The sequence below is a fragment of the Nocardioides eburneus genome (assembly GCF_040838215.1).
Classification (GTDB): Bacteria; Actinomycetota; Actinomycetes; order Propionibacteriales; family Nocardioidaceae; genus Nocardioides; species Nocardioides eburneus.
This window is the reverse complement of record NZ_JBFPJR010000041.1, coordinates 1-22,658: the sequence shown is the minus strand read 5'-3', so window position 1 is coordinate 22,658 and position 22,658 is coordinate 1. Positions and strand designations below refer to the sequence as shown.

General features: G+C 71.0%; 22 protein-coding genes. 17 read left to right on the top strand and 5 right to left on the bottom strand.

Going from position 1 to position 22,658, the window contains the following annotated elements:
- Window positions 1-11: 11 nt before the first annotated feature.
- From AB3X52_RS17310 to AB3X52_RS17295, 4 genes are read right to left on the bottom strand one after another with little or no spacing between them, the layout of a single operon-like run.
- On the bottom strand, window positions 12-341 hold the full coding sequence (locus AB3X52_RS17310) for a sec-independent translocase (RefSeq protein WP_367995346.1): 330 nt from the start codon (window positions 339-341) through the stop codon (window positions 12-14).
- A gap of 23 nt (window positions 342-364) precedes the next feature.
- Window positions 365-1,528: an Mrp/NBP35 family ATP-binding protein gene (locus tag AB3X52_RS17305; protein WP_367995345.1), complete on the bottom strand. Its 1,164-nt coding sequence runs from the start codon at window positions 1,526-1,528 to the stop codon at window positions 365-367.
- 29 nt (window positions 1,529-1,557) lie between these two features.
- On the bottom strand, window positions 1,558-2,073 hold the full coding sequence (locus tag AB3X52_RS17300; RefSeq protein WP_367995344.1) for a DUF1003 domain-containing protein: 516 nt from the start codon (window positions 2,071-2,073) through the stop codon (window positions 1,558-1,560).
- A complete protein-coding gene (locus AB3X52_RS17295; protein WP_367995343.1) occupies window positions 2,066-3,370 on the bottom strand; it encodes a magnesium transporter MgtE N-terminal domain-containing protein in 1,305 nt (434 codons plus the stop codon). Before AB3X52_RS17295 ends, AB3X52_RS17300 begins: the two co-directional genes overlap by 8 nt.
- Window positions 3,371-3,462: 92 nt before the next feature.
- Between AB3X52_RS17295 and AB3X52_RS17290 the strand changes: the two genes are divergently transcribed.
- From AB3X52_RS17290 to AB3X52_RS17270, 5 genes are all read left to right on the top strand, one after another.
- Entirely contained in the window at window positions 3,463-3,894 is a 432-nt protein-coding gene (locus AB3X52_RS17290) for a hypothetical protein (RefSeq protein ID WP_367995342.1), read from the top strand.
- A gap of 113 nt (window positions 3,895-4,007) precedes the next feature.
- Window positions 4,008-5,423: a phospholipase D-like domain-containing protein gene (locus AB3X52_RS17285; RefSeq protein WP_367995341.1), complete on the top strand. Its 1,416-nt coding sequence runs from the start codon at window positions 4,008-4,010 to the stop codon at window positions 5,421-5,423.
- Window positions 5,424-5,426: 3 nt separating this feature from the next.
- The gene (locus AB3X52_RS17280; RefSeq protein WP_367995340.1) at window positions 5,427-6,959 is read left to right on the top strand and encodes a class I SAM-dependent methyltransferase; all 1,533 of its coding nucleotides are present in this window, start codon (window positions 5,427-5,429) and stop codon (window positions 6,957-6,959) included.
- Complete coding sequence (locus AB3X52_RS17275; RefSeq protein WP_367995339.1) at window positions 6,956-7,162, top strand: DUF6752 domain-containing protein; 207 nt, start codon at window positions 6,956-6,958, stop codon at window positions 7,160-7,162. The genes AB3X52_RS17280 and AB3X52_RS17275 overlap by 4 nt, the downstream gene beginning before the upstream one ends.
- 10 nt (window positions 7,163-7,172) lie before the next feature.
- Window positions 7,173-8,276 carry a hypothetical protein gene (locus tag AB3X52_RS17270; RefSeq protein WP_367995338.1) on the top strand — a complete coding sequence of 368 codons (1,104 nt, stop codon included), beginning with the start codon at window positions 7,173-7,175 and terminating at the stop codon, window positions 8,274-8,276.
- Here AB3X52_RS17270 and AB3X52_RS17265 read toward each other — a convergent pair.
- Window positions 8,242-9,402, bottom strand: a complete 1,161-nt coding sequence (locus AB3X52_RS17265) for an endonuclease/exonuclease/phosphatase family protein (RefSeq protein ID WP_367995337.1) — start codon at window positions 9,400-9,402, stop codon at window positions 8,242-8,244. The two genes, AB3X52_RS17270 and AB3X52_RS17265, sit on opposite strands and share 35 nt — an antisense overlap.
- A gap of 93 nt (window positions 9,403-9,495) precedes the next feature.
- On the opposite strand from AB3X52_RS17265, the gene AB3X52_RS17260 reads away from it, so the two are divergent.
- The 12 genes from AB3X52_RS17260 to AB3X52_RS17205 all read left to right on the top strand — a co-directional run.
- The gene (locus tag AB3X52_RS17260; protein WP_367995336.1) at window positions 9,496-11,646 is read left to right on the top strand and encodes an acyltransferase family protein; all 2,151 of its coding nucleotides are present in this window, start codon (window positions 9,496-9,498) and stop codon (window positions 11,644-11,646) included.
- 130 nt (window positions 11,647-11,776) lie between these two features.
- Window positions 11,777-13,180: a hypothetical protein gene (locus tag AB3X52_RS17255; RefSeq protein WP_367995335.1), complete on the top strand. Its 1,404-nt coding sequence runs from the start codon at window positions 11,777-11,779 to the stop codon at window positions 13,178-13,180.
- 106 nt (window positions 13,181-13,286) lie between these two features.
- Window positions 13,287-14,171 (top strand): glycosyltransferase family 2 protein, encoded by an 885-nt coding sequence (locus AB3X52_RS17250; protein ID WP_367995334.1) that lies wholly within the window; start codon window positions 13,287-13,289, stop codon window positions 14,169-14,171.
- A gap of 109 nt (window positions 14,172-14,280) precedes the next feature.
- Window positions 14,281-15,480 (top strand): acyl-CoA dehydrogenase family protein, encoded by a 1,200-nt coding sequence (locus AB3X52_RS17245; protein ID WP_367995333.1) that lies wholly within the window; start codon window positions 14,281-14,283, stop codon window positions 15,478-15,480.
- 85 nt (window positions 15,481-15,565) lie between these two features.
- The gene (locus AB3X52_RS17240) at window positions 15,566-15,736 is read left to right on the top strand and encodes a DUF5302 domain-containing protein (protein ID WP_367995332.1); all 171 of its coding nucleotides are present in this window, start codon (window positions 15,566-15,568) and stop codon (window positions 15,734-15,736) included.
- Between the two features lie 71 nt (window positions 15,737-15,807).
- Complete coding sequence (locus tag AB3X52_RS17235; RefSeq protein ID WP_367995331.1) at window positions 15,808-16,986, top strand: hypothetical protein; 1,179 nt, start codon at window positions 15,808-15,810, stop codon at window positions 16,984-16,986.
- Between the two features lie 140 nt (window positions 16,987-17,126).
- A complete protein-coding gene (locus AB3X52_RS17230; protein ID WP_367995330.1) occupies window positions 17,127-18,173 on the top strand; it encodes a MaoC family dehydratase in 1,047 nt (348 codons plus the stop codon).
- An 87-nt stretch (window positions 18,174-18,260) separates the two neighbouring features.
- Entirely contained in the window at window positions 18,261-19,757 is a 1,497-nt protein-coding gene (locus AB3X52_RS17225; protein ID WP_367995329.1) for a peptide MFS transporter, read from the top strand.
- Between the two features lie 23 nt (window positions 19,758-19,780).
- On the top strand, window positions 19,781-20,335 hold the full coding sequence (locus AB3X52_RS17220; RefSeq protein WP_367995328.1) for a histidine phosphatase family protein: 555 nt from the start codon (window positions 19,781-19,783) through the stop codon (window positions 20,333-20,335).
- A gap of 65 nt (window positions 20,336-20,400) precedes the next feature.
- Window positions 20,401-21,060, top strand: coding sequence for a DUF6758 family protein (locus AB3X52_RS17215; protein ID WP_367995327.1), 660 nt, complete (start codon window positions 20,401-20,403; stop codon window positions 21,058-21,060).
- Between the two features lie 62 nt (window positions 21,061-21,122).
- The gene (locus tag AB3X52_RS17210; RefSeq protein WP_367995326.1) at window positions 21,123-21,998 is read left to right on the top strand and encodes a PHP domain-containing protein; all 876 of its coding nucleotides are present in this window, start codon (window positions 21,123-21,125) and stop codon (window positions 21,996-21,998) included.
- On the top strand, window positions 21,995-22,658 hold a 664-nt coding region (locus AB3X52_RS17205; protein WP_367995325.1), incomplete at its 3' end, for a MarC family protein. The genes AB3X52_RS17210 and AB3X52_RS17205, both read left to right, overlap by 4 nt.

Genomic DNA, 22,658 nt, shown 5'->3' with positions numbered 1-22,658 from the left:
CTGGCGCTCGCTCAGGTCGCCTCGTCGTCGTAGGGCGGACGCTCACCGGCGAGCAGCGGCTTGGGTGCCTTGGCCGCGGCCTCCTCGGCCTCGACCTCGGCCAGCGCCTCCTGGATCTGCTTGGTGATGATCCGACGCGGATCGAGGTCGCGCAGCTCGAGGTCGGCGAACTCCGGCCCCAGCTCGCCGCGGAGCTCGTCGCGGGCGTTGTTCGCGAGGTTGCGCAGCTGGTGGAGCAGACGCGCCGCCTGGCGGGCGACCTCCGGCAGCCGGTCCGGCCCGAGGACGAGCACGGCGACGAAGGCGATGACCGCGAGCTCCGCGAAGCCGATCCCGAACACGGGCCGAACCTACAGGCAGATCCTTAGAACTTGCTCGTGGGGGTGAGCCCGAGCTGCATCCCCGCGAGCCCGCGGCCACGACCGGAGATGCTCTGCGCGATCTCGGTGAGGACGGTGGCCGCGGCCGAGGTCGGGTCGGACTCGACGATCGGCTTTCCGGCGTCGCCGCCCTCGCGCAGCGACGGGTCGAGCGGCACCTGCCCGAGGAGAGGTACGTCGGCGCCGAACCGCGCCGAGAGGGTGTCGGCCACCCGCTGGCCGCCGCCGGCGCCGAAGATCTCGAGACGGTGCTCCTTGCCCTCGGCCGCACAGTGCGGGCAGGGCAGCCAGGACATGTTCTCGACGACGCCGACCACGCGCTGGTGCATCATCTCGGCCATCGTGCCGGCCCGCTCCGCGACTTCGGCGGCGGCCTCCTGCGGCGTCGTCACGACGACGATCTCGGCGTTGGGCAGGTGCTGGCCGAGCGAGATGGCGATGTCGCCCGTGCCCGGGGGCAGGTCGAGGAGGAGCGCGTCGAGGTCGCCCCAATAGACGTCGGCGAGCATCTGGACGAGCGCACGGTCGAGCATCGGGCCACGCCAGGCCACGACCTGGTCGCGACGCGGCTTGAGCATGCCGATGGAGATGACCGAGACGCCCGAGGCGGTCGGGACCGGCATGATGAGGTCGTCGACCTGGGTGGGCCGAGAGTCGGCGACGCCGAGCATCGCCGGGACCGAGTGGCCGTAGATGTCGGCGTCGACGAGACCGACCTTCAGGCCCTGCTTCGCGAGCGCGAGGGCGAGGTTGACCGTGACCGAGGACTTGCCGACACCGCCCTTGCCGGACGCGATGGCGAAGACCTTGGTGAGCGACCCCGGCTTGGCGAAGGGGATCTCTCGCTGGGCGGCGCCGCCGGTGAGGCCGTTGCGCATCTCCTGGCGCTGCTCGGGCGTCATGACGCCCAGCTCGAGGTCGACGGCGGTGACGCCGTCGACCTTCGCGAGCGCGGCGTTGACGTCGCGGTTGATCGTGTCCTTGAGCGGGCAGCCGGCCACCGTGAGGAGGACCTTGGTGTGGACGGTGCCCTTGTCATCGACGTCGACCGACTCGACCATCCCGAGCTCCGTGATCGGTCGCTTGATCTCCGGGTCGTTGACGGTCGCCAGCGCGGCGTTGACGCGGTCCAGAAGGGTGTTACTCACAGGAACGAGGGTACGCGGTCCCCCTCGCCTCACCGCTCCCCGGTCTCCTCCTCGAACGCGCCGCGATCCTCGAGCTCCTCGAGCAGGGAGCGCAGCTCGGAGCGGACGTAGTCGCGCGTGGCGACCTCGCCGAGCGCCATCCGCAGCGACGCCATCTCACGGGCGAGGAACTCCATGTCGGCCTGCGCCTGGGCGTTGACCCGACGGTCCTGCTCGGCGATGACCCGGTCGCGGTCCTCCTGGCGGTTCTGCGCGAGCAGGATCAGCGGGGCGGCGTACGACGCCTGCAGGCTGAGCATCAGCGTCAGGAAGAGGAAGGCGTAGGGGTCGAACCGCCAGCTGGTCGGGGCGAGCGTGTTCCAGCCGATCCAGACGACGATGAAGCCCGTCATCCAGATCAGGAATCGCGCGGTGCCCATGTAGCGAGCGAAGCGCTCGGCGAAGACGCCGAAGGTGTCCGGGCTCAGGGAGGGTCGGCGCACGAGCTGACGACGGGTCTCACGCGGGGTGTCGAGCCGGGCGCGCGTCGTACGCGTGTCAGCCACGGGTCACCTCCGGGCGGGTCGAGTCGGGGCGGTTCGAGTCCAGGCGGTTCGGCTCGGCGCGGACGGCCTTCTCGCGCCAGTTGTCGGGCAGCAGATGGTCGAGCAGGTCGTCGACGGTCACGGCGCCGACGAGGTGGCCGTTCTCGTCGACGACGGGAGCCGCGACCAGGTTGTACGTCGCCAGGTGGGCAGCCACCTGGTCGAGCGAGTCCTCGGGTCGGAGCGGCTCCATGGACTCGTCGAGCGCGCCCGCGACCAGGGAGGACGGTGGTTCGCGGAGCAGGCGCTGGATGTGGGCGATTCCGAGGAACTTGCCGGTCGGCACCTCCAGCGGCGGGCGACAGACGTAGACGACCGCGGCCTGCGCGGCGGTGAGATCGGGGTTGCGCACGTGGGCGAGCGCGTCGGCGATGGTCGCGTCCGGGCCGAGGATGACCGGCTCGGCCGTCATCATCGCGCCCGCGGTGTTCTCCTCATAAGACATCAGGCGCCGGACGTCCTCGGCCTCCTCCGGCTCCATCAGGTCGAGCAGGCTCTGGGCGGTCTCCGGCGGCAGGTCGGCAATGAGGTCGGCCGCGTCCTCGGGCGACATCTCCTCGAGCACGTCCGCGGCGCGCTCGCGGTCGAGCGCGGCCACGATCTCGACCTGGTCGTCCTCGGGCAGCTCCTCGAGGACCTCGGCGAGCCGCTCGTCATCGAGCGCCGCGACGACCTGGCTGCGGCGCTCGACCGGGAGCTCGTGGATCATCGTCGCGGCGTCGGCGGGCCGCATCTCCTGGATCGCGTGCAGCAGGTGGGTCGCGCCCTGGGTGGGGGAACGGCGGGCCAGCCCCTGGACGTCGCTCCATTCGACGACGTGGGTCTGGCCGCGGCGGCGAAGCCCCTTGGCGGGCTCCTGAACGGCCACCCGGGAGAGGAACCAGTCGCGGCCGCGTGCCTGCTCCATGGCGACGTCGTACACGACCCCGGTGACGCCCGTGGAGCGGATCGTGACCTGCCGGTCGAGCATCTGCCCGATGATGAGCGTCTCGGTCGAGCGCTGCTGGAAGCGGCGCATGTTGAGGAGGCCGGTCGTGTAGACCTGCCCGCTGTCGATGCTCGTCACCCGTGTCATGGGGACGAAGATCCGCCGCCGGCCGAAGACCTCTGCGACGAGGCCCAGCACTCGCGGCCGGCTGCTCTCGGTCCGGATCGTGACCACGACGTCCCGCGCCTTGCCGACCTGCTCGCCCTGGGGGTCATAGATCGGCAGGCCGACCAGCCGGGCGGCGTAGACACGAACAGGGGCGGTGCTCACGAGGAAACCGTAGCGGGGGACGGACGCGGTGGGGGCGCCGGTCGGGCCGCGACACGCGTCCGGGGCGGCCGTGGTCACGTATGCTCGCAGACATGGGTACCCGAGTGGTCCGCGCCGCGGCGGTCGTCATGACAGTCGTGCCGCTGCTGTTCGCCGCAGCATGCGGCTCGTCCTCGGACGACACCGCGTCCGACGACTCCTCGATGTCCGCCCAGGCGTCCTCGAGCAGCCCCGCCACGCCGAGCAGCAGCCCGGCCTCGCCGTCCACGAGCCCCGCGCCGGCCGGATGGGCGGCGTGCGGCACGGTCTGGAAGGACGGCGCGACCCTCCCGGCGCGCTACCGCGGCTGTGCCGAGGGCGGCGCGGCCGTTCCCGCCCACCGGATCGGGTGCTCGTCGGGACAGACCATCGTCACCTACGCCGAGCACTACTTCGCGGTCCCGGGCGGCCTCGTCAAGAAGACCACCGCGGCGCTGAAGGACAGCCCGGTCTATGCCGCGGCCATTGCCACCTGCCGCGGCTGACTCTGGGGTACAGTCGCCGGGGTCGCCGCCAGGTGGCGCGGCCACAGGGGGACGACCTGGTCGCCAGGAAGTCGACGATCGGTCGTGATCAGGCCGGGCTGGAGTGAGTACAGATGTTGAAGACGTGGCGGGTCGCCTCGGCCTGCGCCCTCGTGCTGGTCAGTGCCATCGCCCTCACCCTGGGCTGGGCCCACTCACCCGACGTCGCCCGCGCGGCGACGAAGGGCTACCACGTCACGCCGGGGCCGATCTTCAACAGCTCGTCGGGCTCCAACGCAGCGAAGTACGCGATCAACAACCACATCAAGGGCGCGATCGACCACGCGCCGCACGGCAGCACCATCCGGATCATGTCGTGGAACATCATGAGCAGCGGCGCCACGAACGCGCTGCTGCGCGCCCAGAAGCGCGGCGTCCGCGTGCTGGTCCTCATGGACGCCTCCAACTGGTCGAACGACGTCCCCAACCCGCAGTTCAAGCGGCTCAAGAACGGGCTCGCGGCCGGCAACAAGGGCCGCGCCGCCAGCCGACGCAGTCAGGCCAAGGTCTGCCAGGGGTCCTGCCGCGGCAAGAGCGGCTCGGCGCACTCGAAGTACTACATCTTCTCCTGGAGCGGGAAGTCATCGAAGATCGTCATGGAGGGCTCCGCCAACTTCACCCTGGCGGCCGCCACTAACCAGTGGAACGACATCTTCACCTGGGTCGGCAACGCCAAGATCTACGACTTCGCGGTGAACGTCTTCAACCAGATGTGGAAGGACAAGGCGCAGGCCAACCCCTGGACGCAGGTCACCTCCTCGCCATACACGCTGTCCTTCTCGCCCGAGCAGGGCAAGAACTTCCCCGGCGACCCGGTCACCCGCACGCTGAGCCAGGTCAAGTGCACCGGTGCGAAGAACGGCAACGCCCAGCACCACACGATCATCCGACTCTTCCCCGACGTCATGCGCGGCCAGCGGGGTCTGCGCAACGCCAAGCAGCTCAAGTCGCTGTGGAACGCCGGCTGCGACGTCAAGGTCGGCTACACCGTGCTCAGCTATGAGGCCCACAAGGTGCTCGTCAGCAGCGGCAAGCGCGGTCCCGTCCCGCTCCACCACATGGCTGTGGACAACGACGGCGACGGCGAGTTCGACAAGTACTTCCACCTCAAGGTGCTCACCGTCAACGGCGTCATCGGCGCCAACAAGGCCGCCTACAAGATGGTCAACGGCTCCTCGAACCTCTCCGGGCTCTCCTCGCTCTCCGACGAGAACATCGCGACCATCACCAAGCCCCGGACCGTGCTGAAGTACCAGCAGCACCTCACCTACTGGTTCGCGCACGCGCCGCGCGCCGCGGCCGCCACCAGCGGTGGTGCCGGCGTCGCCGCCCGTACGACGATGGGCCCGGCGAGCTCCGTCGGCCGCCTCCTCACCCCGCAGGGCACGCGCGCCGCCGCGCCGGACGGCTACATCCGCCCCGGGACCAAGGTGGTGGACCCGCTGACGGGCCGGGTCGTCGACCCGTACGCCAACATCGACCTCGACTAGCCGATGGCGTCGAGCGATCTCGTCCGCACGGTCGACGACGACGGCATCCTCCTCGACGCGACCGAGGACACGGTCGTCGACGTGCTGGTCGACGACCGCAGGGTCTGGTCGTTCTGGTCCTTGCGTGACACCGTCGACGACGAGGGCCTGCGCCGGGCGCCGTGGCCGAAGGCGCTGCGCAAGTTCCTCGACGGCCGCGCGCGGTTCACCGTCCGCGAGACCGTGAGCGGCAGGGTGCTCTTCGACGATGAGCTGGCGTTCGGGACGAGCACGGCGCCGATCGCCATCGTGGGGCGCCACGGTGAGCCGCTCAGCCTCGACAAGGACGGCCGGCTCAGCGCCACGTTCGACGTGCGCGACGCCAGCCAGACCGGCCCGCTGCTCGACGCGATCGAAGAGGTGCTCGGCGTCCTGCGCGAGCTCGGTGTGGGCGCTTTCCCGGCGTACGGCACGCTGCTCGGCGCGGTCCGGGAGGGCAACCTCCTCGGGCACGACTCCGACGCCGACCTGGGCTACGTCTCGACGGAGACGACGCCGGTCGACGTGGTCCGCGAGTCGTTCCGGCTGCAGCGCGAGATCGGCGCACGTGGCTACCGCACCCACCGCTACAGCGGGGCGGCGTTCAAGGTGGAGGTCGCCGAGGGCGACGGCGTCGTCCGCGGCCTCGACGTCTTCGGCGGGTTCTTCGACGACGGCCGGCTCTACCTCATGGGAGAGGTCGGTCAGGAGTTCCGTGAGGACTGGATCTTCCCGCTCGGCACCTGCACCCTCGCCGACCGCACGCTCCCGGCGCCGGCGGTGCCCGAGAAGCTTCTCGAGGCGATGTATGGCGCCGGCTGGCGAGTGCCCGACCCGGCCTTCAAGTTCGAGAAGGACCCCCACACCCAGGCGCAGCTCAACGGCTGGTTCCGCGGCACCCAGGTCGACCTGCGCCGCTGGGACCGGTTCTACAGCGGTCGGCGGCGCAAGCTGCCGCGCGGCCGCGCCTCCGAACTCGCCGTCCTCGCCCACGAGGAGCTGCCCGCCGACGTCCACGTGCTCGACGTCGGCGCCGGCCGTGGTCGTGACGCGTGGTACCTCGCGCGCCAGGGACGCACCGTGACGGCCTACGACTACCTCCCGCACGCAGCGACCGCCGTACGCAAGCAGGCGGAGAAGAAGGGCCTGGCGCTCGACGTACGCCGCCTCAACCTGCTCGAGATCAGGTCGGTCCTGGGGGAGGGTGCACGGGTGGCGCACGAGCCCGGGCAGTGCGCGATCCTCGCCGGCCACGTGCTCGACGCCACCTACGCGCCCGGACGCCAGGGCTTCATCCGGTTCGCGCGGATGGCACTGCGTGGCGGAGGCCGTCTGTACGCCAGCTTCTGGACCGGCAAGGCCCACGACCTCAACCACGTCTGGCCGATCTCCGTGGCCGACGTGGTGTCCCTGATCGAGCAGAACGGCGGGAGTATCCTGCACGCGTCGGAATCGGTGGTGCCGCGCAAGAGCGGTGCCGAGGTCGGGGTAGGACGAGTGGTGGCTCAGTGGGCATGAAGTCGTGGTTGACCCGGTCGGCCCGCGTCGAGGAGCTCGAGAAGCGCGTGCGCGTGCTGGAGCAGGACGTCGTCGAGCTGCGCCGCCACAACCTGCGCCTGGCCGAGCTGACCGACGTCGTCGAGGAGCTGCTCGTGCCGCTCGCCTCGCGCGACGACGCCGCCGCCTCGGCGGCGATCGAGAAGTTCACCAAGAGCCTGTAGGACGCGCTCCGTGGCCGACGAGGTCTTCATCCATCTGGGCCTGCCCAAGACCGGGACGACGTACCTCCAGACGATCCTCTGGAACGCGCGCGACCAGCTCCGGGCCGACGGCCTCCTGCTGCCCGGGCAGGAGCGGCGCGACCACCTGTGGGCGAGCCGCGAGGTCCGCGAGGACCCGAACCTCCACCGGCTGCCGGCCCGCGCGGCGACCGCGTGGCAGCGGCTCCGCGATGAGATCGCCGTCTGGTCCGGCCGTGCTCTGATCAGTCACGAGTTCTTCGCGGCGGCGAGCGCCGAGCAGGCGGCCCGGATGGTCGACGCCCTTGCGCCCGCCCGCGTCCACCTTGTCGTCACGGCCCGCGATCCCCTCGGGCTCTTCGCGGCCAGCTGGCAGGAGAGCCTGAAGAACCGCGGGACGACGCCGATGGAGCGCTACTCACGGAAGGTCTCGGCCAACCCCCTCGACGTGTGGAACTGGCGCACCCTCGACCTGCGGCTCGTGCTCGAGCGATGGGCGCCGGCGGTGCCGGCCGAGCGGGTGCACGTCCTGCCGCTCGACACGAGCGCCCCGCGCGACGACGTCTGGCACCGGTTCGGTGGCGTGCTCGGCCTCGACACCACCGCCTACGACCTGTCGATGTCCTTCCCCAACGAGTCGATGGGGGTCGTCGAGGCCGAGACCCTGCGCCGCGTCAACCAGCAGCTCGACAGCGCCGACGTGCCCTACGCGTTCCAGCGGGCCTTCGACCGCGGCGTCTATCTGCGGACCTTCCTCGCCGACGAGCGCCTCGTGCCGCGCCGGGGCGAGCGGTTCTGGCCGCGGGCCGATCGCATCGCGGAGTGCCGCGAACGCGGTGAGGCCGCGGTCGCTCACGTCCGCGAGCACGGGTACGACGTCGTGGGCGACCTCGAGCGGCTGCTCGTGCCCGAGACGCTGCCCGAGCGTCGTACGCCGGACTCCGTGACCGACGCCGAGGTCGCCGACGCGGCCACGTGGCTGGTGGCGCGCATGCTCGCCGACGTCCGCGAGCTGCGGGAGGGCGGCGCAGCGAGTCCGCCCCCGACCGACGACGCCGCGGTCAGTCGGCGCCGGGGATGGTGGCGTGGGCGGTGATGAAGTAGTGGTCGCTGATCTTGCGCTTCTGCAGGATCTCGACCCAGTAGTCGCTCCACGACACCTGCGGGCTGCCTGCGATCCAGTCGACGGCCAGCCAGCCGGGACCATAGATGCGTGAGTGCCAGCCGTGGAAGATCGGCGCGGTCAGGTCGGCCGGCCCGAGGACGCGGCTCTTGAACGGCTCGCGGTCGTTCATGTCACCGGTCACGAAGATCGGCAGTCCCTGGCTCTTGAGGCTGTTGATGTAGTTGACCGCGGTGGCCATGCCCGCGTGCCGGGTGGCGGTGTGGGCACCGTCGTGGCCGGCGGAGGTGTGCATGTTGATGAAGTACATCTCCCGCCCGGTGTCCTTGTCGCGCAGCCGGAGCACCGTCTGCGGCCGCGGGCCGTGCATGAAGACGATCTTGAAGGACGTGCCGGAGACGAACTCGAACTTGTCGGGGTCGTAGAGGATCGAGTTGTCGGTGTCGCGCTTTCCGAACTGATAGCCGGGGAAGGCCTTGAAGCCGGTCAGCCGCATGAGCCCGTCGAGCTGGTCGGGCTTCGCCTCCTGCAGGCCCACGACATCCACGCCATGGCTCTTGATGTACGCCGCCTGCTGACCGGTCCGCCAGGAGGCCGCCGGCCAGCCGCGGTGGTCGTCGCCGTGCGGGCCGGTGTGCTGCGAGCCGAGCACGTTGAGCGTGCCGATGGTGAAGCTGACCTCGCGGGAGGCGAGCTCGCGGGCGCGGGCCGCGGCCTTCCTCGCCTCGATCTCGGCCGGGGTCAGGTGGACGAGTCGCAGGCCCCGGACGACGTGGGCCGGCTTGACCCGCGTGGCCCGTGGCTTCGCCGGCTTCGGCGACCGGGTCGGACTGTCGACAGCCGTCGCGCTGGCGCCGTCGCCGGGCTGGCTGCTGGGCTCGTTGCTGGGCTCGTCGCTGGATTGGCTGCTGGGCAGGGGGGCTCGCGCCGCGGTGTCGGCGGTGTCGATCGCCGTCTGTCCGCCGCTCGTGGCGAGCCGTCCGATGCCGATGGCGAGGCCCGCTACGATGATGAGGGTCGCGAGGACGGCGGTGGCGAGCCTGGCGGGTCGGCGGCTGCCGTTGACGGGGGCCCGATGACTTCCCGTTGCTCTGACCATGCCCAGAGGCTACAGTCACCGCGGCCACGGAGCGGGATCGCCGAGGACGGGGGAGCAGCTATCGCGTCGACTGAGACCGAGCCCCCTGCCGGCGTGCCCGCAGGGTCGTCGGCGTCCTCAGGAACGGCCGATCCGGCCCCCTCCGGCGCCCCGCGCCGGACGTTCCGCGGCGACATCCAGGGCATGCGGGCGCTCGCCGTGCTGCTCGTCATCGTCTCCCACGCGGGCTTCCGGTCGGTGGCGGGCGGCTATGTCGGCGTCGACGTCTTCTTCGTCATCTCCGGCTTCCTCATCACCGGGCTGCTGATGCGCGAGATCGCCACCTCGGGGCGGATCTCGCTGCTCACCTTCTACGCCCGCCGCGCGCGACGGATCCTGCCGGCGGCCGTGCTCGTGCTCGTCGTCACGGTGGTCGCGTCGGTGCTGCTGCTGCCGCTCGTCCGCGCCGTCGACGTCTTCAAGGACGCTTGGTGGGCCGCGTGCTTCGGCGCCAACATCCACTTCGCGGCCGTCGGCACCGACTACTTCGCGCAGGACCAGCCGACCTCGCCGCTCCAGCACTACTGGTCGCTCTCCGTCGAGGAGCAGTACTACGTCGTCTGGCCGCTCCTGCTCCTGGCGCTGGTCGGCCTGTGGGCGCTGCGCCGCCGGCGACCGTCGCGGCGCACCTTCGCCGTCGCGCTCGGCCTCGCCGTGGCGGCCTCGTTCGCGTGGTCGGTCTACTCGACGTGGGCGTCGCCGACGGCGGCGTACTTCTCCACCGCCGCGCGGGCCTGGGAGCTCGGGCTCGGGAGCCTCGCGGCCGTCGTCCTCTCCGGGCGGGAGTGGCGGGCTCCGCGCTGGCTCGCCGAGACCCTCGTCTGGGTGGGACTCGGCGCGATCGCCGTCGCCGCGGTCGGCTTCGACGCCACGACGAAGGTGCCCGGCTGGATCGTCGCCGTGCCGGTGGTCGGCGCCGTGCTTGTCCTCGTCGCGGGCAGCACGCCGGCGGGGGAGCGGACCGTCGGCTTCCGGTTGCTGTCGCTGCCGCCGGCCCGGGTGGTCGGCGACTGGTCCTACTCGCTCTACCTCTGGCACTTCCCGCTCCTGCGGATCGCGGAGGAGCACTTCGACGAGCGGCGTCTCTCCCACCTCCACCTCGCGGTGGTGCTGGTGCTCGTCTTCGTCCTCAGCGGGCTCGGCTACCGGTTCGTGGAGGAGCCGTTCCGGCGTCGTACGCGTCTCTTCGCCCGACCCCTGAACGCCGTCGCGCTCTACCCGGTCGGGCTCGTCCTCGTCCTCGTCGCGACGACCGGCGGGCGGGCGTACGTCGACGACCAGCTCGGCCTCGGCGGCCATCACGCCGCGATCAGCACCCAGGAGTTCACCGGGCAGCGGTTCAGCAAGGACCCGCAGGTGGCGCTCGTCGAGGCGTCGGTGCTGGCTGCCCAAAAGCACCGGCCGGTCCCGAGCGACCTGAGCCCGTCGCCGCTCGGCCTCAACAAGGACACCGCCTCCCTGGGCGACTGCGACTACCGCGACGGTACGACGAAGCTCTGCGCCAAGGGCGACCCGGACGCCGACCGCACGATCGTGCTCGTCGGCGACTCCCATGCCCGGGCCTGGAGCCCGTCGATCGAGCGGATCGGTGAGACCTACGGCTATGCGACCTACAGCCTCGTCTACAGCGGCTGTCCCGCGACACAGGCGGTCCAGCTCTCCGGTGACACGGGTCGTGAGCTGAAGGACTGCACGCGGTTCAAGGACTGGACGCTCGACGCGATCCGTGACCTGCACCCCGACCTCGTCGTGGTCGCCAGCGCCGCGCTCGCACCGCTGCGGGCGGACGACGGAGCGCTGGTCGGCTACCGCAACGACCGCCCGAAGTTCCTCCTGACCCTCGCGGACGGCTTCCGCAAGGAGCTGGAGGCGATCGCGCCGCTCACCGACCGGGTCGCCGTCGTCGCCAACACGCCTGAGATCCCGCGGCAACCGGGGATCTGCCTCACGGCCGGCCACGTCGACCTGGGCGACTGCGTCTTCCGCCCGAACCGGATCCGGTCCCGCATCCAGCGCGACTACCTCACCCAGGCGCGCGAGGTCGGTGCGGTCGCGGTCAACGCCTCGAAGTGGTTCTGCGCGGACGGGTGGTGCCCGTCCGTGGTCGGGAAGACGATCACCCTGCGTGACAAGGAGCACATCACGCCGGAGTATGCCGAGCAGCTCGCGGCGCCGCTCGCGACGGCGCTCGGCCTCACGCGCTGACCCGACCACGGCGGCGCGATCGAATTACAATTGTGTAGTTATTCGATATCCATTGCATGGTGCTGATGTGACTGCTGGGATTCGTGGTGACTGATGTCAGTTTTGCGCCGAATCCGAAAGGTCCACACCCGTGAGAACCCCTCGACGCCAGCCCGCGAATCTCGGGCGCCCCTTGCGTGGCGCTGCGCTGATCACGGCGCTCGCCGTCTCCGCCGCCGTCGTCGCGACCCGACCGACGGACCCCGCCGGAGGCCTCGTTGACGACACCACTCCCGCCGCCTCGTCCTCGGCGGTGGTGCGGGTCGTGCAGGGCAACATGGAGTCGCCCCAGTCGGTGACGCACTTCCAGGCCGACGTGAAGAAGCTGCTGGCGCAGAAGCCCGACTTCATCACCTACAACGAGGTCGCCTACCGCAACGACGGCGTCCTCGCGCCGGGCTCCTACCGGCTCTTCCGCACGCCGGGGAAGTACACCGGGGAGAACCCGGTGGCGTGGGACTCCTCGAAGTGGACCGCGCTCGACACCGGCACCTGGATGATCAGCAACAGCACCAAGAAGACGGCGAAGCAGAAGGTCCAGCTGGGCATGCGCTACGCCAGCTGGGCAACGCTGCAGGACAAGGCCGGCGACGTCGTCTCGGTGGTCTCGGCGCACACGGCCCCGGACACGCCGCCCGTCAACGACCTGTTGGCGTCCTCGGTCAAGCGCCTCGGCAAGCTCGTCGCGCAGCTCGCGCCCAAGGGGCCTGTGGTGGTCGGTGGTGACTTCAACGTCCAGTACAACGGCGCCAAGTACAAGCAGGCCGGCTTCGACGCCGCCGGGCTGACGCCCACGTGGGCGATCACCGGGAAGATGCTTCCGACCGGTGACCACCGCGGCGCGACGATCGACTACCTCTTCCTCCACGACGCGTCGCAGTTCACCGTCGAGACCCAGCGCACGGTCGAGATCAACTCCGACCACGACCTGCTGGTGGCCGATCTCGGCCTGCCGGGTGCGAACGGGTCGTCCGGCAGCAGTACACCGGTGACGCAGGCTCGGCCCGCGTTCGTGCACGAGACGGTCCGGAACAACCCGAGGAAGGCGCCCGGTGCGTCGGTCCAGCAGCTGCTCAAGGCGATCAACCGGGCTCCGAAGGGCGCCTCGGTCCACCTCGTGACCCGCCACCTCTACGGTCCGTCGGTGCGGACGGCGATCGACAACGCCCACAAGCGTGGGGTCTACGTCCAGCTCATCACCGGCGACGCGAGGCAGACCGCGCTGGAGAAGCGCTACGCCCGGATGCTCGGCAGCAACGTCCACCACAAGAGCTGGGCGGTGAACCGGCCGAAGGCATGGAAGCAGGCGACCCTGCCCGCCGCCGGCGTGCTCGCCAGCGTCAGCGCCGGTGTGCCCGCAGTCCGCGTCTCGCTCAACCGTGCCCTGCTGCCGAAGAACCAGCGCAAGCCGATGAAGGCGTGGGTGGCGACGGGCAAGGCGTCGTACGACTCGCTCTTCGTGCGGTTCTTCAAGGGCGTCGGGCGCACGGTCTGACATCCTCGGCCGTCGCTCCTCGGCGGCTCCTGCTCACGACCCCGTCGTCGTCCGAGCGGCGCATATAGGGTCGTGGCTGCTGCCTCGGCGAGAAGGAGAGACGACGTTGAGCAAGCTGCCCCGGGTCGCCGCGGTGACGATGGTCCGCAACGAGGGCCGGATGCTGCACAAGTGGGTCGACCACTACGGCGGCCAGCTCGGGCTCGACAGCCTGGTCGTGGTGGACGACAACTCCGACGACGGCTCCACCGACGGACTCCGGTGCCGGGTCGAGCGGATCAAGCCGATCACGGGCGAGTTCGAGCCTGAACGGATGAAGATCGTCAGCAAGGTCGGCCGGAAGCTGCTGCGCGACCACGACGCGGTGATCTTCGCGGACGCCGACGAGTTCCTCGTGCCGGATCCCGCGCGCTATGCCGACCTGCGGGAGTTCGCCGCGGCCCGCATCGGGCGGGAGGCCGTCGGGGCGATGTGCCTCAACGTCATCCACCACGTGCCGGGCGAGGGAGCGCTCGACTTCGACCGGCCGGTCCTCGACCAGCGTGAGGTCGTGAAGTTCATCCCGCTCTTCTGCAAGCCGGCGCTCAAGTTCGTGCCCAACAGCTGGACGACCGCCTCGCACGGCATCCAGGGGGCGTCGTACGTCGTCGACCCCGAGCTCTTCATGTTCCACCTCAAGTTCGCCGACCGCGACCACCTGGCTCGGATCGCCGCGCACCGCCGCGCGATGGTCGAGCTCGATGGACGCGCCTCCGAGACGAGTTGGCAGTTCACCAGCGACGAGATGCTCGACCTGCTCGACCGGCTCAACGCCGACCTGGGGCCCGACCTGAGCCGGCTCGAGGACTTCGTCCCGCGGCCCGAGGTCCTCGAGGGGATCGTCAAGACACTCCCGAACGGCATCACCCGGTCGACCGGTGCGCGGATGGTGCGGGCGATGCAGCGGCGGCCCTTCCGGCGCATCCCGGTCCGCTTCCGCGGCACGGCCTGAGGCGCAGCCGGGGGCGTAGGATCCGGCTGCTGTGGCGGGAGTCACGCCGCGGGCGCCGTTACTCCCTAGTAGCCTCTCGACGTCCGTTTCCACTCACCGAGGAGCACGCATGGGTCGCCTAGCCGAGACCGAGGGCCTGACCGACATCCAGGAGGAGATCCTGAAGACGGTCCGTCAGTTCGTGGAGGAGAAGATCATCCCGGCGGCCCAGGAGCTCGAGCACGCCGATGAGTACCCGACCGAGATCGTGGAGGGGCTCAAGGAGCTGGGGATCTTCGGGCTGATGATCCCGGAGGAGTACGGCGGCCTGGGTGAGTCGCTGCTGACGTACGCGTTGTGTGTGGAGGAGATCGCGCGGGGCTGGATGTCGGTGAGCGGGGTGATCAACACGCACTTCATCGTGGCCTACATGCTGATGCGGCACGGCACGCCGGAGCAGAAGGAGAAGTACCTGCCGCGGATGGCGACCGGGGAGGTGCGGGGCGCGTTCTCGATGTCGGAGCCGGCGCTGGGCAGCGATGTGTCGGCGGTCTCGACCAAGGCGACGAAGCAGGCGGACGGGTCCTACAGCATCACTGGTCAGAAGATGTGGCTGACCAATGGCGGCTCCTCGACGCTGGTGGCGGTGCTCACGAAGACCGATGAGGGCGCGGACTCGGTCTACCGGAACATGACCACGTTCTTGGTGGAGAAGACGCCGGGCTTCGGTGAGGTCGCGCAGGGCATCACGGTGCCGGGCAAGATCGACAAGATGGGCTACAAGGGGATCGACACCACCGAGATGATCTTCGAGGGCCACCAGATCGGCGCGGGGCAGGTCCTGGGTGGGGAGCCGGGTCGGGGCTTCTACCAGATGATGGACGGGGTCGAGGTCGGTCGGGTCAACGTGGCCGCTCGGGCGTGTGGGCTGGCGATCCGGGGCTTCGAGCTCGGCATCGGCTACGCCCAGCAGCGGCAGACGTTCGGCAAGCCGATCGCGCAGCACCAGGCGATCTTGTTCCGGATCGCGGAGATGGCGACCAAGGTCGAGACGGCCCATTCGATGATGGTGCGGGCGGCGCGGCTCAAGGACGCGGGCAAGCGCAGCGACGTGGATGCCGGGATGGCGAAGATGCTGGCCTCGGAGTATGCCAACGAGGTGGTGGAGGACTCCTTCCGCATCCACGGTGGCTACGGCTACTCCAAGGAGTACGAGATCGAGCGGCTCATGCGCGAGGTCAAGTTCATGCTGATCGGCGAGGGCACCTCCGACATCCAGAAGATGATCATCGGCCGCCAGATGCTCAAGGAGTACGCCGCCAAGGGCTGAGCGTGCCTTAAGTGGTGGACCCCTCGGGGCCGGGATGTCAGGGTGGAGACCCTGGCCCTCGGCCCCGATCCGTCTGGAGGACTCCATGACCAACGACGACCTGAAGGCGAAGATGCGCGAGGCGCTCGAGCGCAAGAAGGGCGGCTCGCACGCCCACGCCGAGGCGGCCGGAGCCAAGGAGAAGGCCCACGGCTCCGAGGTGCAGGGCGGCGCGCCGAAGATGCACCGCCGCAAGGCCGGTGGGGGCGGGTCCTGAGGAGTGTCCCCGCCGGTCAGCCCGGTTCCCTAGACTGACCGGGCCAGGCTCGATCGGGACGAAGGACATCGGTGGCGAAGCGGGTTGTGCTCCACGTCGGGGCGATGAAGTCCGGCACGACGTTCCTGCAGAGCACGCTCTACGCCAACCGGCCCCGGCTCGCGGAGCTGGGCCTCCTCGTGGCCGGCGAGCGTTGGGGCGCCCAGGTGGACGCGGTCCTCGACGTGCTCGGGCGCACCCACCACCCGACCGGACGCTCCGTCGTCGGCGCCTGGGACCGGCTCGTCGCCGAGATCCGGGCCTGGCCGGGGACGGCGGTGGTCTCGGTCGAGCTGCTGGCGCCGGCGGGGCCGAAGCAGATCCAGCGGGTCGCCGGCAGCTTCGGTGACACCGACCTCGAGATCGTGCTGAGCCTGCGCGACCTCAACCGCAGCCTGCCGGCGATGTGGCAGGAGACGGTCCAGAACGGCCGCAGCTGGGGATGGGAGGAGTACGTCGCCGGTGTCGAGCGTGGCCGACCGCGCGCTGGGCGGACCGAGGACGACGTGTCCACCCTGAGCAGGGCGTTCTGGCGGCAGCAGGCCGGCGTACGCGTGGCGCGGCACTGGGGCGCGGCCGGCCCGCTCCACCTGGTCACCGTGCCGCGTCCCGGGTCACCGTCCTCCGACCTGCTCGTCCGGTTCGCGGAGGTTCTCGGTGTCGACCCCACCGCTCTCGACGCGCCCGTGCGCGGGAACGCCTCGCTGGGGGCGGCGTCGACCGAGGTCCTCCGCCGGATGAACGGCGTGCTCGACCGGCGAGGACTGGCCTTCCCGGTCGGCATCCGGGTCCGCAAGCGCACCCTCGCCAAGCAGATCCTGCCGGCCCTCTCGGCCGGGGAGCGGCGGATCGGCCTTCCGGTCAGGCCGTGGACCGAGGAGCACGCCGCCGGCATGGTCACCGGGCTGCGGCGGCTCGCGCCTCGGCTGCACGGCGCGTGGGAGGACCTGGCGCCCGTCGCCGTCCCGGGCATCCCCGCTTCGGAGGTGTCCTCCGCCGAGGTCGCCGAGGCGACGGTCGCCGCCTACCGGGCCCTCCGCCACGCGCTGGCGTCGCGCGCGCCCGGGACCGGCATCGCCCGCACCGACGGGATCCCCGACTGGTCGCCGGCGGGGACGACGTCCGACGAGGTGGCCGACGTGGGCTCGGGCGCCCTCGCCGACCTCGTCGAGTGGGCCGTGCAGGCCTCGGCGGCGGGCGCCGAGGCCTGAGCTCGTGGCGCCCCGTCCCGGGCGGCGCGGCGCTGTCCATCTCGTGGGCAGGTCCGCACCCTCGGTCTCGCCGACGGCCGGACGGGCTAGGTTACTCCCCGGTACTCCCGCCAGCGTCCAGTCACCGTCGAGAGGGCGAGATGAGCAAGACCAACGCAGGACACTACTTCGAGGACTTCACCGTCGGCCAGGTGCTCGAGCACGCGACGCCGCGGACGGTCACCGAGGGCGACCGGGCGCTCTACGGCGCGATCTACCCGACCCGTTTCGCAGTGCCGTCGTCCGCGCAGTTCGCGGCGGCGGTCGGCCTTGCTCCTCACCCGGTGGAGGAGTTGGTCGCATTCCACATCGCCTTCGGCAAGACCGTGCCCGACGTCTCGCTCAACGCGGTGGCCAACCTCGGCTACGCCGAGCTGCGCTTCCACCGCACAGTCATCCCGGGCGACACCCTCCGCACCAGCTCGGAGGTCATCGGCCTCAAGGAGAACTCCAACGGCCGGACCGGTGTGGTCTACGTCCGCTCCACGGCGGTCAACCAGCGTGGCGAGGTGGCCCTCGACTGGGTGCGCTGGGTGATGGTGCACAAGCGCGACCAGAACGCTCCCGCCCCGGAGACGGTCGTCCCCGCGCTGGCGACCGTCGTCGCGCCCGAGGACCTGGTCGTGCCGGACGGCCTTGACTTCTCGTCGTACGACTTCACCGCGGCGGGGGAGCCGCACCGCTTCGACGACTACGCGGTCGGCGAGAAGATCGATCACGTCGACGGGGTCACCCTCACCGACGCCGAGCACATGATGGCGACGCGGCTGTGGCAGAACACCGCGAAGGTGCACTTCAACACCGAGGCCCGCCCCGACGCGAAGCGCCTGGTCTATGGCGGTCATGTCATCTCGCTGGCCCGCGCACTCTCCTTCAACGGGCTCGCGAACGCCCAGCTGATCGCCGCGATCAACGCGGGGGCCCACACCGCTCCGGCCTTCGCCGGCGACACCGTCTATGCATGGTCCGAGGTCCTCGACAAGGCCGAGACGAGCGCCCCGGGCGTCGGCGCGCTGCGGCTACGACTTGTCGCGACCAAGGGCCGCGACGAGTCGATGGCGCTGACGGTCCAGGAGGGTGAGCGCGCCGGGAAGTACGCCGCGGGCGTGCTCCTCGACCTCGACTACTGGGCGTTCATCCCGCGCTGAGCCCGAGCTGGGCCCGGGGCCGGCTCGGCTCCGTGGCGGTCGCCACGATTTGTTGAGTCCCGGGGCTGCCGTGGCACCGTGGAAGGGATGTCCAGACAGCAGTCCCTCGCGAAGCCCGCGTCCGCAGGTGCCCCGTCGGCGTCGGAGATGAGCGAGGGACGCTCGTTCTTCGGGCAGCCGTGGGTCCTCGCCAACCTCTTCGGCGTGGAGATGTGGGAGCGGTTCAGCTTCTACGGCATGCAGGGCATCCTGCTGATCTACCTGTACTACTCCACGAGCCGGGGCGGTCTCGGCATCGACCAGGGCGTCGCGGCCGGCATCGTCGGCGCGTACGGCGGCGCGGTCTACCTCGCCACCATCCTGGGTGCCTGGCTCGCCGACCGGGTCATCGGTGCCGAGCGGACGCTCTTCGCCGCCGCCTGCGTGGTGATGCTCGGCCACATCGCGCTCGCGGTCGTCCCGGGGGTCGGCGGTGTCGGCATCGGGCTGGTCCTCATCGCGCTCGGCAGTGGCGGCGTGAAGGCCAACGCCACCTCGCTCGTCGGCTCGCTCTATGCGGAGGGCGACGAACGCCGCGACGCCGGCTTCTCGCTGTTCTACATGGGCATCAACCTCGGCGCCCTCGTCGGCCCGCTGCTCACCGGCCTGTTGCAGAAGGACTGGGGCTTCCACTTCGGCTTCGGCCTCGCCGCGGTCGGCATGGCCGCCGGCCTGGTGCAGTACGCCGTCGGCCGGGGTCGCCTGCCGGCCGAGACCCACCATGTCCCCAACCCGCTCGCGCGCGGCGAGCGCGGGCGCTACGCCGGTCTGGGGGTCGTCGGTGTCCTCCTCGTCGTGGTGCTGTGCCTGACGCACGTCATCACCGCGGGCCGTCTCTCCGACATCGTGATCTGGGTGAGCCTGGCCGCCGCGGTGGTCTACTTCGTCGTCATCCTCGGCAGCCCGCACCTCAGCCACGTCGAGCGCCGCCGCGTGTGGGCGATGGTGCCGATGTTCGTCGCCAGCGCGGTCTTCTGGTCGCTCTACCAGCAGCAGTTCACGGTCATGACGATCTACTCCGACGAGCGGCTCGACCGGAACCTCTTCGGCTGGGAGATGCCGGTCTCGTGGGTCCAGTCGATCAACCCGGTCTACATCATCGTGCTCGCCGGGGTCTTCGCGGCCCTGTGGACGCGGCTCGGCGAGCGCCAGCCCTCCACGCCGGTCAAGTTCGGCCTCGGCACGACCATCATGGGCCTGGCGTTCCTCGTCTTCCTGCCGATGCCGAAGGGCGACCACGCCGTCCCGCTGCTCGGGCTCGCCGGGATCCTGCTGCTCTTCACGGTCGCCGAGCTGCTGCTCTCGCCGGTGGGCCTGTCGCTGGCGACCAAGCTCGCTCCCGCCCGGTTCAAGACCCAGATGGTCGCGCTGTTCTTCCTCTCCGTCGCGCTCGGCACGGCGATGTCGGGCCGGCTCGCGGCCTATTACCACCCCGACCACGAGGGGCCGTTCTTCCTCTGGGTCGGTGTGGTCGCCATCGTCGTCGGGGTGGTGCTGCTGGCGTTCACGAAGCCGATCCGGGCGCTCATGGAGGGCGTCCACTGACCCGCACCTGGGAGACTCGAGCCATGGGCCTGTATCTCGTCCGCCACGGTGCCACCGAGTGGAGCATCTCGGGGCGTCACACGTCGACCACCGACCTGCCGCTCCTGGCGGAGGGGGAGCAGGCGGCCAAGGAGCTCGCCCCGCGGCTCTCCGGGACCGAGTTCGCGGCCGTGCTGACCTCGCCCCGCCTGCGTGCGCGGCGCACCGCCGAGCTCGCAGGCTTCCCCGACGCCATCGTCGACCCGGACCTCGCCGAGTGGGACTACGGCGACTATGAGGGCGTCACCACGGAGGAGATCCGGCGCACCGACCCGGGCTGGACGATCTGGGACGGCGTGACGCCCCGCGGTGAGACCGCGGCGGAGGTCTCCGCGCGGCTCGACCGGGTGGTCGCGGCGGCCCGGGAGCGGGAGGGCGACACGCTCGTCTTCGCCCACGGGCACAGCCTGCGGGTGCTCGCGGCTCGCTGGCTCGGCCAACCGGCGTCGTACGGGCGGAACTTCTGGCTCGGCACGGCCACGCTCTCGGTGCTGGGCGAGGACCGCGGCCAGCCGGTCGTCGTGCACTGGAACTCCTGACGCGTCGCACCCGCGGGTCGGCCTGCCCTTGACCTGCGTGCGGCCGACGGGTCACCGTGGGGGCTGTGTCACTCGCGGCCGCCTGCCCGCGCTGTCCGGCGCCCGTCGCGCGCACCGGCCCGGACGCCGCTTGGTCATGCCCCGAGCACGGACCGGTGGTGCCGGTCTGGCGCACCGAGCAGCCGTCGTACGACGACTTCGTCGACCACCTCACGCTGGCGGGCGGCTTCCCGTCCTACCTGCCGTGGCCGCTCGGTCCCGGGTGGCAGGTGACCGACTTCGCCGTCGTCGGTGACGCCGACCGCGCGAGCGCGACCCTGACCGCCGTGTCCGGGACCAGCGACCTCGACGGACCGGTCGAGGTGCTCATCGTCGCCGAGGAGGCCGGGGTCGGGCTGGGTGCCCGCTGCGCCGGGACGCTCGGACAGGATCCCGGCCCGGAGTTCGGGGCGGGTCCGCCGACCGCCAAGCTCCGGGTGGCCCACCAGTTGGTGCCGCTCTGGCCGCTCTCGCCATGGTCGGACCAGCCGGGCGCGAGCGACGGCGTGGGGGAGTGGGACCGCTCGGTCGTCGTCGGCGAGACGGAGGGGCGCTGGCTCTGGGTGGTCCTGCGGCCGGCGTCCGCGATGCTGCTGCTCCGGGACGAGTGGATCCTGCGCGACGCGTCCGCGCTCGGGCCTGCGCTCGTCGAGCTCTCCTTCGGCGGGCCCGGCGCCGGCTGGTGAGGGGCCCGTCGTCCGTGGGTCACGACTCGGTCACGGTGGCCCGGCGCCGATAGCATCGCGGCGTGCGCATCGACCTCCACACCCACTCCCGGGTGAGCGACGGGACGGAGTCGCCCGCGGAGCTCGTCAAGGCCGCCCGCACCGCGGGGATCGACGTCCTGGCGCTCACCGACCACGACACCGCCGCCGGCTGGCCCGAGGCCGTGGAGGCCGCGCGTGAGCACGGTGTCGAGCTCGTCCGTGGCATGGAGATCAGCACCGATCTCGATGGCCGCGGGGTGCACCTGCTGGCCTACCTGCCGGACCCGACCTACCCGCCGCTCGTCGAGGAGCTCGACCGCGTCCTCGCCGGTCGCACCGGCCGGCTGCCCACGATGCTCGCGCGGCTGCAGGGCCTCGGGATCGACGTCACGCTCGAGGACGTGCTGGCGCAGTCGGGCGACGCCGCCGCCTCGGGCCGTCCCCATGTGGCGGACGCCCTCGTGGCGAAGGGGGTCGTGCCGAGCCGGGACGAGGCGTTCGAGCGCTTCCTGAGCGCCGGCCGACCGGCGTACGTCGACAGGTACGCCGCACCGCTGGAGCCCATGATCCGCACCGTCGCCGCCGCCGGCGGCGTCACCGTCATCGCCCATCCGTGGGGCAGGAGCGGGCACGAGCGCCCCGACGAGCAGGATCTCGGGCCGTTGGTCGCCGCAGGGCTCAGCGGGCTCGAGGTCGACCACCAGGACCACACGCCCGACGTGCGGGAGCGGCTGCGCGCGATCGCTCGCAGCCTCGACCTCGTCGTCACCGGCTCCAGCGACCACCACGGCACCGGGAAGTCCGGTCATGAGCTCGGCGTCAACACGACGGCGCCCGAGGAGTACGCCCGGCTGCTCGAGCGCGCGGCGGCGGCCTCGGCGGCCTCCGGGCGTCGTACGCCGGAGGTCGTGCGTTGATCTCCCTGGCCGTCTCGGCGTTCGTGACGCTGTTCGTCATCATGGACCCGGTCGGGACGATCCCGATCTTCCTCTCGCTCACCGCCGGCCGCTCGTCGGCCACCGCCAAGAAGGCGGCCTGGCAGGCGGTGCTGGTGTCGTTCTTCGTCATCGCCGTCTTCGCGCTCTTCGGCCAGGGAATCCTGCACTACCTGGGGATCTCGCTGCCGGCGCTGCAGTGTGCGGGCGGGCTGCTGCTCCTCCTGGTCGCGCTGGAGCTGCTGACCGACAACGAGGAGGTGCCGACCGCCCAGACCGGCGCCAACGTCGCGCTCGTGCCGCTCGGCACGCCGCTGCTCGCCGGGCCCGGCGCGATCGTCGCGACCATGGTCTTCACCCGCCAGGTCGACGGTGTGGGCGACGTGGTCGCGCTGCTGATCGCCTTCGTCGCGGTCCACGTCGTGCTCTGGCTGGCGATGCGCTTCTCGCTGCCGATCCTCAAGCTCATCCGCGAGTCGGGGGTCCTGCTCGTCACCCGGATCGCGGGCCTGCTGCTGTCGGCGATCGCCGTCCAGATGGTCGCCGACGCGGTCCGCTCTAGATCCTTCCTGTCTGTGCCGCTCAATGGCGCCAGGACGCGCTCGTCGGCGGTGACGACGTCGGCGAAGGCCTCGTCGAGCC